This is a genomic window from Fimbriimonas ginsengisoli Gsoil 348 (assembly GCF_000724625.1).
GTDB classification, from domain to species: domain Bacteria; phylum Armatimonadota; class Fimbriimonadia; order Fimbriimonadales; family Fimbriimonadaceae; genus Fimbriimonas; species Fimbriimonas ginsengisoli.
The window spans coordinates 2,947,140-2,961,589 of the sequence record NZ_CP007139.1 but is presented as its reverse complement, the minus strand read 5'-3'; the positions used below and the strand labels follow the sequence as shown (position 1 = coordinate 2,961,589).

Sequence of the window (14,450 nt, the reverse complement as noted above, 5' to 3'; positions counted from 1 at the left end):
GGGATGCTTTCCGTGCTTGCGGCCGCCGTAATTGCGTTCCAAAAACCGAGAATCGCCTATTCCGGATTTGACCCGGTTGCGGTTCAGAACCTGCTTCGCGCTTGTCGCGAGTCGGAATCTTGGAGTCTCGTGGTCATGCACCACGGCAAGGTGGCGATCGACGAAAACTTTGGAGTCGAGATCCCGGCATGCAATCTGATGTCCGCGACCAAATCGATTACATCTCTGGCCGTGGGAATGCTGCTCGACGACGGCAAGATCCCGTCCCTCGACACCCCTCTCCAATATTTCTTCCCCAGCTACCGCGGAAAATGGAAGGAGAAAGTCACCATCCGGCGGATGCTCGAGCATACGTCCGGCATCCGGCTTTACCAGCAAGACCCAGGGGCCGGAAAGGATTTCCCTAAGAATCGCGTCGCGGCGGCACTTGCGGCACCAGTCGTGACGGAACCTGGAACTCTATTTCTATACAAAAACCGCGCGGTGGATTTGCTCGCGGGTGTCGTGAGAAAGGCGTCTGGAATGCCGCTGGACGACTTCGTTTGGCAGCGGCTATTCCGCCCTCTCGGTGTGGCCACCTACTTGTGGGGCCGGGACCCGGACGGCAATTCCCACGGCTCCGCGGAGCTGGCTCTCTATCCTCGGGACATGGCGAAAATCGGTCAGCTCATGCTTAACAAAGGGATGTGGAACGGAAAACGGATTGTCTCCGAACGGTACGTCTCAATGGCCACAACCGCGTCAAAGATCACCGAAAACGAAGGGAACTCCTGTGGGCTCCTCTGGTGGATCTGTGACCCTTGGTTCACTCTCGACGAGGACGGCGTTCAGAAGCTCCTGAACGCCGGGCTCGAGCCGAAGGCGGCGGACAAGGTTCGTAAACTCATCGACGAGAAGTGGCCCGGCAGCCGGGAGATGGGCTTCGACATCATTCGTGCCGCCGGTGGCTCGCCTGCCGTTGCGAAGCTAACTTTCTTTAACTGGGATTCACTTCCGTCGAGCTCCACTGATGCCGAGCGGAACGTCGGCTTCTATGCTAACGGCTGGGGCGGCCAGTGGATTCTTGTCCTTCCTGATCTCGACATCGTTGCCGTCCGCACTTGCGGCGATGGGTTTTTCGACACCAAGGACCCATCCAAGTACGAAATGGGCGAGCTATACCGGCTGGTTAGAGCCCTCGTAAAGACGCCAGCCACCAAGAATTAAGGCAGTTGCCCAACAAAAAGATGCGGCCCAGGTAATGAGAAGAACATGGGAATAACCGTCGAAAACATGGCCTGGCTCCTGCTTCTGGCCACGATCGTCGCCATTGGCGCTCGACGGTTTCGACTTCCCTACTCCGTAGGGCTTCTCGGCGCGGGTGTGTTGATTGCCCTGAGCCCATTGACTCCGAACGTCGTGCCGACCAAGGAGCTGATCTTCACGCTCTTTCTTCCGCCCCTGATCTTTGAGTCGGCCTTTCTGCTCCGGTGGGACGAGTTGCGGCGAGACATGGCGCCGCTCGTGCTGATGGCAACCGTCGGAGTCATCGCCTCGGCCGTCGTCATCTATTTCGGAATGACCCGTTTGCTCGGTTGGGATTGGCGGGCCGCCTTGATGTTCAGCACGCTCATTTCCGCCACCGATCCGGTGGCCGTCGTCGCCATGCTCAAGGAAGCCAAGGCGACCGGCCGGTTCCGGCTCATCATCGAAGCGGAAAGCCTCTTCAACGACGGCACCGCCGCCGCCTTGTTCGTCGTCGCTCTCTCGGTGGTCGGCGGGCAAGATTCTTCGCCGCTCGCCGCAACGGCGACCTTTCTAAAAGTTGCCGGCGGCGGCCTCGCCTGTGGAGGGCTCGTCGGCGGACTCGTGCTCTTCCTAATGGGCCGGACGGAAGACCATCTGGTCGAGATCGCCTGCACCGTCGTCGCCGCGTTCGGCTCGTTCCTCTTCGCCGAACACTTCGGGTTCTCCGGGGTTTTGGCGACCGTCGTTGCCGGTCTGATGCTTGGCAACATCGGGCCGTTGCGGGTGCTGAGCGCCAAAGGGCGAGACGACGCCGAAACCTTCTGGGAATTCGGCGCGTTCGCCGCCAACTCCGTTCTGTTCCTCCTTATGGGCAGCCAACTCGCCAAGATGAGCTACATGCCGTTCTTGTCCGCGATGGGGATCGCGGTCCTGCTGATCCTGCTCGGTCGCGCCGCGGCCGTTTACGGTGTCATGGCGTTCTTTGGCCGTTCTCGCCATCGGCTCGATTGGCTTTCTCAACATCTGCTCGTATGGGGCGGCTTACGGGGGGCGCTCGGGATGGCGCTCGCTCTCGGGCTTCCTGCCAACCTTCCGATGCGGGGCGAGGTCCTCGCCGTCGTTTTCGCCGTCGTCGCATTTTCAACCGTTGTTCAGGGAATTACGATCCGGCCCGCCCTCGCTAAATTGCCCGACCAAGCGATATAGCCGTCTATCCGTCCAAACTTAACGCACGCATGTCCCTGCTTCGCCACGTCAACCCGCTCCAAGGCGCCGACTCACACCACGGCTTCTCCACTGGCAACACGCTACCGTTGATCGCCATGCCGTTCGGCATGAACCACTGGAGCCCGCAGACGGCCGAAGGGGGTTGGTTCTTCAGCCCAAGGCAATTCAAGCTGCAAGGGATCCGCTGCACCCACCAGCCTAGCCCTTGGATGGGAGACTACGGCGCGTTCACGATCATGCCGCAGGTCGGTCGGCGGCTGTTACCCGCCGGACGGCGCGCCTCTTCCTATCGGCTTGATCGGTCTGTCATCGCTCCGAACCATTTTCGAGCGGAGCTAATCCAGAGCGGGACGACCCTGGAAATGACTCCGACCGAGCGAGGCGCGATCTTCCGATTCGATTTTCCGAAAGATGGCCGCGTCATCTTCGATCCGGCGGGCGGGGAAAGTTTCGTTTCGGTCCGGGAAGACCGCCGGACCGTTGTCGGATTCACCCGCCACAACACCGGTGGCGCCCCCGCCGGGTTTGCTCATTGGTTCATCGCTCGTTTCGACTGCGACATTAGCGGTTGGTGCAGCTTCTCCGGCGAAGAAGTTTGGGAAGAGGAGGCGCCCCGAACCGGCAACCGGGTCGGGATCGCGGTGGAGGTTGGTGGCGGTCAGGTGACGATGCGGCTCGCAACCTCCTTTATCTCCGAGGAACAGGCCGAGCTGAACCTGCGCAACGAGATCGGTGACGCCGGTTTCGAAGAGATCCTCGCCCAAGGCGCGAAAGTATGGGAGGAGAATCTCGGCCGAATCATTATCGAAGACGAGGACGATCGGCGGCTGCGGACCTTCTACTCCTGCCTATATCGCACCCAACTTTTCCCTCGAATCTGGCACGAGCCGGACGCCGTGGGCCAACTCCATCACTTCAGTCCGTACGACGGCCAAGTTCACCCAGGAGTCCTCTACACCGATAACGGGTTCTGGGACACCTACCGAACCGAGTACCCGCTCCTAGCTCTGCTCTCTCCCGGCCGGCTCAACCAGATCCTGCAAGGGTGGGTGAACGCCTACAAAGAGGGGGGCTGGTTCCCGCAGTGGGCGACTCCCGGCTACCGCGCCTGCATGGTCGGCACACACATCGACGCCGTGATGGCCGATGCGGTCGTTCGCGGGGTCGTCGGCTTCGACGTGGAAACCGCCCTGGACGGATTACTAAAGCACGCCTACGAGGTCGGCGACCCCGCCGGCGCGTTTGGACGGATCGGTATCGAAGACTATCTCCGCCTCGGTTACGTAACGAACGCGCATCACGAGTCGGTTGCCCGCTCCCTCGATTACGCGTACGACGACTTCTGCATCGCCCAAGTAGCCGATTTCGTCGGCCGTAAAGACGAAGCCGAGAAGTTGCGCGCCCGCTCCCAGAATTACCGGCACCTCTACGACCCCGCCGTCGGCTTCATGCGCGCCAAAACGCCGGATGGCGCATGGCAGCAGCCGTGGAGCGAATTCCTATGGGGCAACCCTTATGTCGAAGGTGGCCCCTGGCAATCGAGCTGGGCGGTGCAGCACGACCCCACCGGTCTCATCGAGCTAATGGGAGGAGAGGAAGCGTTCGTGGCGAAGCTCGACCGAATGCTGGCGACCCCGCCTCGCTTCGAGATCGGCGCTTATGGCATCGAGATTCACGAAATGACCGAGATGGCTTGCGCCAATTTTGGGCAATACGCCCACTCGAATCAGCCGGTCCACCACGTCCTGTATCTGTATGCCGCCGCCGGCCACCCTTGGCGGACCCAGTCCGAGGTGCGCCGGGTGATGGACGAGCTTTATACACCGGATCGGTTCGCGGGGGATGAGGACAACGGCGAAATGGCGGCCTGGTACGTCCTAAGCTCCCTCGGTCTCTTCCCCCTCTGCCCCGGCCGGCCCGAGTGGGTTCTCGGCTCACCTCTTTTCCGCCGGGCTACCATTCGTTTGGAAAACGGAAAGGAGTTCGTGGTCGAGGCTCCCGAGAATTCGGCGGACAACGTCTACGTTCAAGCGGTCTCGCTTGACGGAACGCCCGTTTACCAAACGGCCGTCACTCATGAAATGCTCTCGAACGGCGGCACCTTGCGGTTCGAAATGGGACCCGAACCGAAGAAGGAAGTCGTTTCGGTAGACAATCGCCCCACCTCATTGTCCACTTGACCGCTATAATGGGTTCATTCCGCTCTTAGCGCCGAATGCCGCATATGAAATACTCCATCCCCACCGCTGCTAACGACCCCGCGGTGGCGGCATACGTGAAGCTCATTCGCACCGCCGAGGCGCTCCACGCCGAGGTGACCCGCGGCCTTACCGCCGAAGGTTTGACGGCGAGTCAATTCAGCACGCTTAAGGTGCTGCGCATGCGTGGCCCGCTTCCCCAGCGCGACATCGCCAACTACCTATTGAAGACCGGCGCGAACGTAACGATGGTGGTCGATAACCTGGAAAGCCGGGAATTGGTCAAGCGGACTCGCGATACTGCAGACCGACGAATCGTGACGGTTTCTCTCACGCCGGAAGGTGAGCGCCTCTTCGACTTGGTCTACCCGCCACACCTGGAGCGGATCCGTCTGGCGATGAAAGGGTTGGACGAAGAGGGGTGTGGCGATCTGACATCTCTGCTCAGCCAACTCCACACCACGATCGCCGAGCCGCTTTGTGTCGCCACGGGAACCGAAGAGCCCCTCGTGTTGCGTACCGCTTCTTAGTCGGGAGCCCCCTCTCTCCCCCGCCCCCGCGCCTCCCGGCGGCGGGCACAAAAAGTAACGTGGTCTCGCCCCTCCCCCCGCGGGAGCGACTCTGCCTTTATGCCCTAGGCGAGAAATCCGATTCCAGCCCCTTACCTAAAGGAAAACGGGCCCGGCGAGCGCTACCACTTCAAGTCTTTCTTCAGCGCCTCAGTCAAGCGCGCGGCCATCTTCTCGTGCGTGCGGATGTTCGGATGCCAGTCGGCCCCGACGCCGTCCTCCTCGATCTTCTGAACGTCGAACTCGATAAGGTGAAGGCGCGGGTCGTTTATCCGCTCGACCATCCTAGACAAGTAGCCGCGCAAAGTGCTCAACGCCATGTGGCCGGGAGGGTAATTGTCGCTCATCATGCTCCCGATCGCCACATAGATGAGCGCCTTCGGATAGTGATCCCAGACCCGGCGAATGAACGCCTCGTAGGCGGAGGTCCAACCGGTCTCCTCCGGGTTCTCACCTCCGAAATCGTTGGTGGCCAGGTTGATAACGACCGCCTGAGGCGCGGGAGCCTTGAAGTCGAAGACGGGCTCCTCTTGGGTCGGGAGAATCCGGTCGTAGATTTCTGGCACCGTGTTGTTGGGCCACATCTTGCGTCCCGACCATGCGAGGATCGTTACGTCGGCGTCCACCGCGCGGGCGGCGATGCTTGCGTAACTCATGAATGCGTTTTCCGTCTCCGGCTTGAAGTGCTCGTTCTGGTTCGGACCTTCGTTGCCGAAGCCGCAGGTGATGGAGTCCCCCACGAACTCGATCCGCCGCTTACTTTTCGACGCCGGAAGCAGACGCCCGTCCGGGACCTCGAACCCGTGAAACGTCGTCGTCCCAATGAATGCCTCCGTCCGCTTCACCAGCCGAACCTCATGAACCGCGTCGACCCCTAAGTCGATCGTGTAGGTGTCGGTCCCTTCCTTCGGCGTTAGGACCGATGCCGGCTTGCCGTCGATTACCACCTGCCAACCGTCATGCCCCTTTTCTTCGACGGTCGCCCGAACCTCCTTTCCTTTCACCCGCAGCCGCACTTCGCTCGCCGACCATTGGCACGCCGGCGCCGCCGGATCGCGCATATCGAAACGACCAACGTAAGCGATCCGCCTGTCGGCAGGGGAAATGAGGGCAAGAAGGAGTGGCAGCGCGGCGGCGAGCATTGAAAAAGAATACGCGATACCTAACTCGGATGAAACTATTCAGGGCTGTCGCGTCACATATGGTGGCGATGAAACTCAGACGGGGGAGATTGGCGGTCAAGGTGGCTTGCTTGTTCGCGGTTAGCGCCGCGGCCGGTGGTCTGATGCTGCAGAGGCAGGCCGGCCACCATGCCCCTGTGGCCGCTTGGGATTACACGGACCCTCCAAACACTCATCCGCTCACGAGCACCGGCCCGATTCTTCCGCTCCCGAGAGATATCGTTCACGCGAAGGACGGGATCGCCGCCTTTCCCAATGGAATGACCGTCCGCCTCGCCGCGATCGGAAAAGACAACGCGCGCGATCCGGACCATTTTTGGACGCTTGCCGGCGGGCTTGTCGAAGAGGACCTGTCGCCGGTTCCGACTTACGAGAAAGACGCGCCGCCTCCCACCGACGGCCGGATCCGGCAGGTAGTGCTGGAACTAAAGAATCCGCCTGCGTTCCCCTCTATCCCCTACAACGCCTATGTTCCGGACAGCGCCCGCTCCGGGCTAACGTGGCAGGAGAAGGAATTCCACGGCTGGGACGCCCAGCCGGGGGCGTACCTTGGGTCGCAAGGTGGTCAGATCCGACTTCGCCTTTACATCGACGATCCGACGGCAGACCACCTTTTGTTCGGTGTTCCAAACGGACCATGGAAGACCATCGGATCCGGCGTCAACACGGTAACCGCTCCACCATTTCTCCATCGGGACCTCATTAAGGGTCCGTGGGGTTCGGTTACGATCACTCAGATACCGACCATCACGGCGAGCACAAAGAGCATCCTGGGTGGCTACCCCGTCGTCTTCGCGACGATCCAGGCAACCCCCGCACTTGAGGGTGACGAGCTGCGGCTTCGAGCCTTCGATGCATCGGGAATGGAGGTTCCAACTTCGTGCCTAAGAAATGTCGCCACCATTTCCGAGAGCAGCTTGGCCAAGATCGCACGATTCGAGGTTGAGTCGAGACCTTACGTCTACGCCGAGTTTGAGGGTGTCCACTACGATCCCGACCCCAAACAGTGGGCTGATATCGCTTGGGGAGAAACCCAACCTGAACTCTCCGCCGAAGTTGGCCAGGTCCCGGTGAAGGTCTTGGCCATCGCCCATACCCGCTCGGGTGACCGGGAGTGGAACAAGGAACAGTATGTAGTCGACAAGTTGTACACGGTCGAGGGAAAGCTCTGGCGAGACGCTCCGGATTGGATGACGCAAGGCGGGTTTCCCAAACGAGAGTTCCCAACCCCCAACTCCGAGGCCCGGCTCCTACCGCCTCCGATGTCGGTAATTCTCAACATTGGCAAGGAAGGGGAAGAGAAGCCGCAGATTAAGCTTCGAATTATCCCCTCGGATTCCTCTAAACCCGGAGAGGGCCTGCATCCGGAGTGGAATAAGTGGACCCAGTATTGGCTTAAAGATCCGTATGGAGGATTGGTCGGTGCGCCGCCTAGGGTCTTTCTTCCAGTCGCTCCGACTCCGGAGGCGAGGTTCTTCCAGATCGAAATCGAAGCCGCGAAAGGCGCATTTTCAAAGTCGATGGAAGTGAAGCCGAATGTCGCCGAAGTTCGCACCGACCGTTCTCAGACTAGCGACTACACTTTGGAGGTAGGAAAAACCGTTCACGCCCACTTCTGGCTTCCGAACGGCGTCCCGGTCGACCGGGAATTAGACCCATCCAGCCTGGCGGGACGCCAAACCCGCGTCTTCGCCCGTCTGAAATCCGGCGAGCGGAAGCTCCTGAAGGTCACCTCGTACCGGCGAACCGCCGCCGATCCCGAACTAAGACCGAGCTACGACTTTGACCGGAATCCAGGGATTCCTCTCGGTTTAAGCAACTACATTCCCCTCGTCGAAGTAGACGCCTTCGAAATTGAGAGCCGCCCGATCGAAAAGCAAACTCTTGTCGTCTCTATTCCGGGACGATAAAGGGTTGAAGAAGGGCGCGGCGCATCTTTGCGCCTAGTGAACGCCCGCGAGCCGCCGATACTGCATAGGAAGGGGGGTTCAAATCCGATCGCGAAAGGCGAACGTCCCGAAGTCTTCTAGAAAATCGATGCGACTCTACGGAAGAAATGACTCTCGGGCCGCGGGGACGCCGAGTTGAGCGAACGAGCCGGGCCACCCCAAACGCGGAAGCTCTGGCTACTGCTCTCCGTCCTGCTGGTGGCCGCCATTTTGGGCGTAGGCCTCCTCGTGCTCGATGCACGGTCGCACACAGCCTCCACTGACGGGTTGCGAATCGCGGCGTTGCGAACGGACGGTTACCGGATGCTCACGGTCTTGGACGGCGGCGCTCTAGGGCGCTCAATCAAGCCTTACCCAGAGCTACGTAAGAAGATCGACGGATCGCTTTCCTCCCTTCAGGCTTCGAATTCCGAAGCAAAGTCCGTGGCCACTGCTTTCCGCTCGTTCTTAAGCGCCTCCGCGACCCAGGTTGCCGCGTTGGAGAAGGGTGACCTCGTGAAATCGCGAAAGGTCGCCAACTCCCTCACCGTTCCCGCCTTCGCCCGAGCCGAGCGGGCAATGGACGAGCTCGACCGACAAGCCCCTAAATCGCTTCCCTACCCCCTGGCCCTCAAGGCGGCCGGAACGGTGCTACTCCTCTCGAGCGCTTTTACTGTCGCGCTCCTCCTGGGGCGGCGGCAAAAGCTGGCGATGCACCTGATCAACGCCGAGGCGCAACGCCGTTCGGCCGACACGAGCGAGCGCCGGTTCCGATCCCTAGTTCGAAACAACGCGGATGTCATCGCGGTGGCCAATGCGGAAGGGAAGCTCAAGCTCGTTAGCGAAGCAAGCGAGCGTCTTTGGGGCCGGCCACCCGACGAGCTTGTCGGAGAGTCGATCTACCGATACACCTTTGCGGAAGACGTCGTTTATCTGGTGGACGCCCTGAACGAAGTTTCTCGAAGCAGCCAGTCCAGCACGGAGCTCGAGGTTCGAGTACAGAACGGGTCGACCGAATATCGACCCTTCCAGGTCCACCTGAACAACCTGAGCGACGACCCGGACGTGGACGGCATTCTCATGACGTTCCACGACCTCACCGAGCGCAAGCGATTGGAGAGCGAGCTCACCTACAACGCGTTCCACGACCGGCTGACCGGCCTGCCGAACCGGGCGCTATTCATGGACCGCCTCGCTCAGCGACTACGCCTCGAGGGTCGCGAGCCTTCGCTGTGCGCGGTCCTATTCATCGATCTGGACAACTTTAAGGTGATCAACGATTCGCTGGGCCACGCCACCGGCGACTCCCTCCTCGTCGCCGTCGCCGAGCGTTTCCAAACCGTACTTCGGCAAAGCGATACGATCGCTCGACTGGGCGGGGACGAATTCACCGTATTGCTTGATCGAGTCGAGACTCCCGACGAAGTCAACGTCGTGGCCAGTCGGATCATCAAGGCGATGGAGCGAGCTTTCGTCGTCGGAAACTCCGAGATGTTCGTCACCACCAGCATCGGAATCGCTACAAGCGCCGACGGACAAGCCGATGCCCACCGCCTTCTGCGCGACGCCGACACCGCGATGTACGAGGCAAAAGCGCAAGGGAAAAACAGCTTCGCCATCTACGACAACCGAATGAACGAGCTGGCCGTCGAGCGGCTAGAGCTCGAGTGGGACCTCCGAAACGCCCTCGACCACAAACAGCTTTCGCTCGTTTTCCAGCCGATCGTGGACATCCGAACCGGCAAGATGCTGGAAGTCGAAGCCCTCCTCCGGTGGGAGCATCCCACCCGGGGGATGATCTCGCCTACCCTCTTTATCCCGATCGCGGAAGAAACCGGGCTCATCTGCTCGATCGGACTGTGGGTATTCCGAGAAGCCTGCTATCAACTCCACCGCTGGGGCGAACAGTACAAGGATCTTATCATCGGCGTCAACGTCTCGGCCCGTCAGTTCCACCAGCCCGACTTCGTTCAGCAGGTCAAGCGCACCCTCTCGGAATTAAGAGTGGAACCGTGCCGGATCAAGCTGGAAATCACCGAGACGGCGATGCTCCACGACCTGGACACGATCCGGTCGGTGCTGGAGCAACTTCGCTCGCTCGGCCTGCGGATCGCCATCGACGACTTCGGGACCGGCTACTCCTCGATCTCATACCTGAGCCGCCTCCCAGTCGATACGCTCAAGATCGACCGCTCGTTTATCATCCCGCTCGGAGAAGACAAGCGAACCGACGGAGTGGTGAAGGCGATGATCGCGATGGCTGCGAGTCTAGGCCTCCAAGTGACCAGTGAAGGGATCGAGACCCCCCAACAACTGGAAGTGCTCCGATCCATGGGTTGCGACCGCGGCCAAGGATATCTCTTCGCCCGCCCCCTCCCCGCCGGCGCCGTCGCCGCGCTGCTGGAAGAGTCGGGCTCGGTTCTGTCGGTAAAGGCGTAACTACGCGGCCGCGCAACCCAGGTCTTTTCATTGGACCCGAAGCCCCTGATCCTTGTCTCAGCCACATCTCTACGGCTACGGCTCGAAGCGCCATTCTTACGACCCATTGCATTTCTCTACCAAGCTCACCCAACCACTGATCGAAGGCGCAACCCAACAAACAGCAGAGCCCAACCCCGAAGGCGGCACCGAAGCAGAGCCCTGTTAAAAAATCAACCCGCCGGAGCGCGGACATCCGGTCCGCCCCCAGGACCCTGGGCGTCCCGCCCACCTCACAGACAGCCATAAACGGAGTTCCCGAGATAATCCGAACTGCAAAGGTGCGTCCAAACCCATATTCAAAGCCAGCCCCGAAGGTGGCGACATACCAAAGCGAGGGGTGCAGCGAAGCGGAACCCTGGTAACAAGCCGCCCAATCTTCCGAGCCCTGAAAGTGGCGACATCACCTAAACTGTCGCCGTCCCTGCCGCTAAGAAATAGGTTCTGCGACCGTCTATCGGGGTCGGGATGTCCTGACTGTTTCCCCCGGATCTGCGACCCGGGGCTAATTTCTAAAGACCCCTGCGGGGTCGAGCTTCGGCATCCGCATAACGACAACCCTTGAAAGTCGAAAATGGCTCGACCAACTTACTGCGACACTGCCCTTGGTCGCTTAACTGAGCGTTAAACGCTCGCGAGGCACCTCGCGAAGCGACATTCCGGCGCGATCTTTGTCGGAGACGATCAGGCCCTCGGTCACCGGCCATTCGATAGCGAGGTCCGGGTCGTCGTATCGAACCGTCATGTCGCCCGCGGCATGATAAGCAGCCGTACACTTGTAACCCAGCATCGCCGGTCCCTGCAGAACCACGAAGCCATGCCCGAATCCGGGCGGGATGTAGAGCTGATGGTGGTTCGCAACCGAAAGCTCGAACCCCTCCCACTGGCCGAACGTCGCCGAGCCGTATCGGAGATCCACCGCCACGTCCCAAACCGCGCCTTGCAGCACCTGGACAAGCTTTCCCTGGGGCTGGGGATTCTGTAGATGGATTCCCCTCAAGACTCCGGCCTTCGAGATCGAAACATTATCCTGCACGAACGCGTCCGACAAGCCGGCCTGCCGATAGCGCTCCTCTTGATACGCTTCAAAGAAATATCCGCGCGAATCCTCCAGAACCCGAGGTTCGATCAGGACGAGGCCGGGAAGCCGCGTGGGGAGCACGTTCAAAGCGGCACGCTTCCTTCCGCAAGGTTGGCGAGGTACCGGCCGTAAACCGAATTCTTCAGGGGTGCGGCCAATCGACTCAGCGCCTCGGCGTCAATCCACCCTTGGCGGAACGCGATCTCCTCTGGGCAGGCGATCATCAACCCTTGACGCGACTCGACGGCTTCCACAAAGTTGGCGGCCTGAAGCATAGATGCGGGCGAGCCGGTGTCGAGCCACGCGACGCCGCGGCCAAGCTGCACGACCTGCAATTGGTCGGCTTCCATGTACAAGCGATTTAGATCGGTAATCTCGAATTCCCCGCGGCCAGAAGGCTTGAGGTCGCGCGCCAGCTCGGTGACTTGGTGATCGTAGAAATAAAGCCCGGTCACTGCCAGTTTCGACTTCGGTTCTTTCGGCTTCTCTTCCAGCGAGATCGCCCTCCCTCGGTTATCCAGCTCGACCACTCCGTATGCCTGTGGGCTCTCGACCGGGTAGGCGAAGACTACGGCCCCCTCCTCCAATTCGGCGGCGGTCTGAAGTTGCTCGGTGAGGCCGTGGCCGTAAAAGATGTTGTCTCCCAACACCAGCGCCGCTCCTTCCCCGCCGAGGAACCCTGCGCCCACATGGAACGCCTGGGCGAGCCCTTCCGGGCGGGGCTGGGCAGCGAACGAGATGTCGATGCCCCATTGGCTGCCGTTCCCGAGCAAACGGCGGAACGCATCCTGTTCGTGGGGGGTGGTGATGACCAGGATCTCGCGCAAACCGGCCAGCATCAGGACGCTCAACGGATAGTAGAGCATCGGCTTGCTGTAGACCGGTATGAGCTGCTTGCTGACCCCGAGGGTGATGGGATAAAGCCGGGTTCCGGACCCTCCGGCAAGGACGATTCCTTTCCGGATCAACTCCGGCCCTCGGTAACGTATTGCTTCTGCACCCAAGCATCGTAGCCGTTCTCGCGCGCCGACGCCACCCACCCGGGGTTCGATACGTACCAATCGACGGTCTCGCGAAGACCGTCTTCGAGTGAGCGTGTGGGTCTCCAGCCGAGCTCCGTCTTAAGCTTGGTGGCGTCGATGGCGTACCGCCGGTCGTGGCCGGGCCGGTCCTTGACGAAGGCGACGAGGCGCTCCAGCTCCTCCCGATCGTCGCCGGTTCGTTCCGAAACCGCGTCGAGCAGTGCCTTCAGGACATCTAGGTTGGTCCGCTCGGCGTCCCCGCCGACGTTGTAGGTCTCGCCAACTCGGCCCCGCAGGGCCACCTGCCAGATCGCTTCGACGTGGTCGGTTACGTAGAGCCAGTCGCGTACGTTCAGCCCGTCGCCGTAAACCGGGAGAGGCTTGCGTGCCATCGCGTTGTGGATCATTAGCGGAAGCAGCTTCTCGGGATGCTGGCGCGGGCCGTAGTTGTTTGAGCAGTTGGTGATCGTCACCGGAAGGGCGTACGTTTCATGGAATGCCCGGACCAAGTGATCGCTAGAGGCTTTACTGGCGGAATATGGGCTTCGGGGGGAATAGGGGGTCGTCTCGGTGAAATACCCCTCGTCGCCAAGCGATCCATAAACTTCGTCCGTGCTGACGTGGTGGAACCGAACGCCCGGGTCGCCGGCCCACAGGTCGCGGCAAGCGGTGAGCAAGTTGAACGTCCCCATCACGTTCGTCTCTAGGAACCTTCGCGGTTCGAGGATGCTGCGGTCGACGTGCGATTCCGCCGCAAGGTGCAATACGAGCTGCGGTCGATGCCGCTCGACGACGGCCCGGACCGCCGCCTCGTCGACGATGTCGGCTCGCTCGAAAACATAATTCGGGATCGACCGCGCCAGCTCGTCTACGGTTGCCGGGACCACAGCGTAGGTCAATGCGTCGAGGTTCACGAATGTAAGCTCAGGGTGCCGCGCCGCCAAGGTTAGGAGCAGGTTCGACCCAATAAAGCCGCCGCCCCCGGTCACGAGGACCGGACCGGTGAGGTCAGAAGAAAGAATTGAAGCGGGCATCGTCGGCGACTCCTATGCAGGGGGTTGTACCCAACGGTTAACCGCTAGGACCGTAATTCACCTAGTGAACCGCCTTTGCGTGGGGCGGGTTCCCGAGGTGGCGGTAGGGTTCGATTCGCCCACATAGAATCGGGCCCCCTGGAGACAGGCTCGATTTATCCCTCCCCACCGAATTGGCTCCCCTCACAAAGCTCATCACTCTCAACGACTCCCTCACTGAGAAGCCATCGCAAGGCATTTTGTGACGAAGGGCGCGATGGAAATCGTTATGGGGTACCCGCCCTTTGAAGGGTGGGCACTCACCGGCATGAGCCACGTGGTGGAGCGCATGGCTTCCAGCTCATTCCTGATAACACATATTTCGTTCAACGTCAAGTCACGTTTACCCGGTATTTGGACACAATCGGTTAGTAGCATATACAACGGCATGGACTCGTTAGTTCGTACGCGGCTTGCCATTGCGTTCTTCATTCTATTTGTATTTGCTGCTTCTTTTGCAAGAACG

At 60.6% G+C, this 14,450-nt stretch carries 10 protein-coding genes; 6 read left to right on the top strand and 4 right to left on the bottom strand.

The features are described 5' to 3' along the window. The first annotated feature begins 3 nt into the window (after window positions 1–3). Genes OP10G_RS13350 through OP10G_RS13335 form a run of 4 tightly spaced genes read left to right on the top strand, consistent with a single transcriptional unit; the run spans window position 4 to window position 5,182 of the window. Window positions 4–1,206: a serine hydrolase domain-containing protein gene (locus tag OP10G_RS13350; RefSeq protein WP_025225380.1), complete on the top strand. Its 1,203-nt coding sequence runs from the start codon at window positions 4–6 to the stop codon at window positions 1,204–1,206. 45 nt (window positions 1,207–1,251) lie between these two features. Next, on the top strand, window positions 1,252–2,433 hold the full coding sequence (locus OP10G_RS13345; RefSeq protein ID WP_025225381.1) for a cation:proton antiporter: 1,182 nt from the start codon (window positions 1,252–1,254) through the stop codon (window positions 2,431–2,433). A gap of 29 nt (window positions 2,434–2,462) precedes the next feature. After that, complete coding sequence (locus OP10G_RS13340; protein WP_025225382.1) at window positions 2,463–4,634, top strand: GH92 family glycosyl hydrolase; 2,172 nt, start codon at window positions 2,463–2,465, stop codon at window positions 4,632–4,634. Between the two features lie 44 nt (window positions 4,635–4,678). After that, complete coding sequence (locus OP10G_RS13335; RefSeq protein ID WP_025225383.1) at window positions 4,679–5,182, top strand: MarR family winged helix-turn-helix transcriptional regulator; 504 nt, start codon at window positions 4,679–4,681, stop codon at window positions 5,180–5,182. Between the two features lie 161 nt (window positions 5,183–5,343). On the opposite strand, the gene OP10G_RS13330 is transcribed toward OP10G_RS13335, so the two are convergent. Then, a complete protein-coding gene (locus tag OP10G_RS13330; RefSeq protein ID WP_025225384.1) occupies window positions 5,344–6,363 on the bottom strand; it encodes an SGNH/GDSL hydrolase family protein in 1,020 nt (339 codons plus the stop codon). Window positions 6,364–6,431: 68 nt separating this feature from the next. On the opposite strand from OP10G_RS13330, the gene OP10G_RS13325 reads away from it, so the two are divergent. Together OP10G_RS13325 and OP10G_RS13320 are read left to right on the top strand one after the other, a co-directional pair. Further along, complete coding sequence (locus OP10G_RS13325; RefSeq protein WP_144241152.1) at window positions 6,432–8,312, top strand: hypothetical protein; 1,881 nt, start codon at window positions 6,432–6,434, stop codon at window positions 8,310–8,312. A 174-nt stretch (window positions 8,313–8,486) separates the two neighbouring features. Beyond that, window positions 8,487–10,769, top strand: coding sequence for a putative bifunctional diguanylate cyclase/phosphodiesterase (locus OP10G_RS13320; RefSeq protein WP_025225386.1), 2,283 nt, complete (start codon window positions 8,487–8,489; stop codon window positions 10,767–10,769). 652 nt (window positions 10,770–11,421) lie between these two features. Here the strand turns inward: OP10G_RS13320 and rfbC are convergent. The 3 genes from rfbC to rfbB are packed head-to-tail and all read right to left on the bottom strand — an operon-like array spanning window position 11,422 to window position 13,945. Beyond that, window positions 11,422–11,970: a dTDP-4-dehydrorhamnose 3,5-epimerase gene (gene rfbC / locus OP10G_RS13315; RefSeq protein WP_227625136.1), complete on the bottom strand. Its 549-nt coding sequence runs from the start codon at window positions 11,968–11,970 to the stop codon at window positions 11,422–11,424. A 2-nt stretch (window positions 11,971–11,972) separates the two neighbouring features. Continuing rightward, window positions 11,973–12,857, bottom strand: coding sequence for a glucose-1-phosphate thymidylyltransferase RfbA (gene rfbA / locus OP10G_RS13310; protein ID WP_025225388.1), 885 nt, complete (start codon window positions 12,855–12,857; stop codon window positions 11,973–11,975). Further along, window positions 12,854–13,945: a dTDP-glucose 4,6-dehydratase gene (gene rfbB / locus OP10G_RS13305; protein WP_025225389.1), complete on the bottom strand. Its 1,092-nt coding sequence runs from the start codon at window positions 13,943–13,945 to the stop codon at window positions 12,854–12,856. The genes rfbA and rfbB overlap by 4 nt, the downstream gene beginning before the upstream one ends. Between the last annotated feature and the right edge of the window lie 505 nt (window positions 13,946–14,450).

What these genes read in the sequence shown, in the direction of transcription:
- OP10G_RS13350 (WP_025225380.1), top strand. Translation starts at nt 4, where the DNA reads ATGCTTTCCGTGCTTGCGGCCGCCGTAATTGCGTTCCAAAAACCGAGA.
- OP10G_RS13345 (WP_025225381.1), top strand. Translation starts at nt 1,252, where the DNA reads ATGGGAATAACCGTCGAAAACATGGCCTGGCTCCTGCTTCTGGCCACG.
- OP10G_RS13340 (WP_025225382.1), top strand. Translation starts at nt 2,463, where the DNA reads ATGTCCCTGCTTCGCCACGTCAACCCGCTCCAAGGCGCCGACTCACAC.
- OP10G_RS13335 (WP_025225383.1), top strand. Translation starts at nt 4,679, where the DNA reads ATGAAATACTCCATCCCCACCGCTGCTAACGACCCCGCGGTGGCGGCA.
- OP10G_RS13330 (WP_025225384.1), bottom strand. Translation starts at nt 6,363, where the DNA reads ATGCTCGCCGCCGCGCTGCCACTCCTTCTTGCCCTCATTTCCCCTGCC.
- OP10G_RS13325 (WP_144241152.1), top strand. Translation starts at nt 6,432, where the DNA reads ATGAAACTCAGACGGGGGAGATTGGCGGTCAAGGTGGCTTGCTTGTTC.
- rfbB (WP_025225389.1), bottom strand. Translation starts at nt 13,945, where the DNA reads ATGCCCGCTTCAATTCTTTCTTCTGACCTCACCGGTCCGGTCCTCGTG.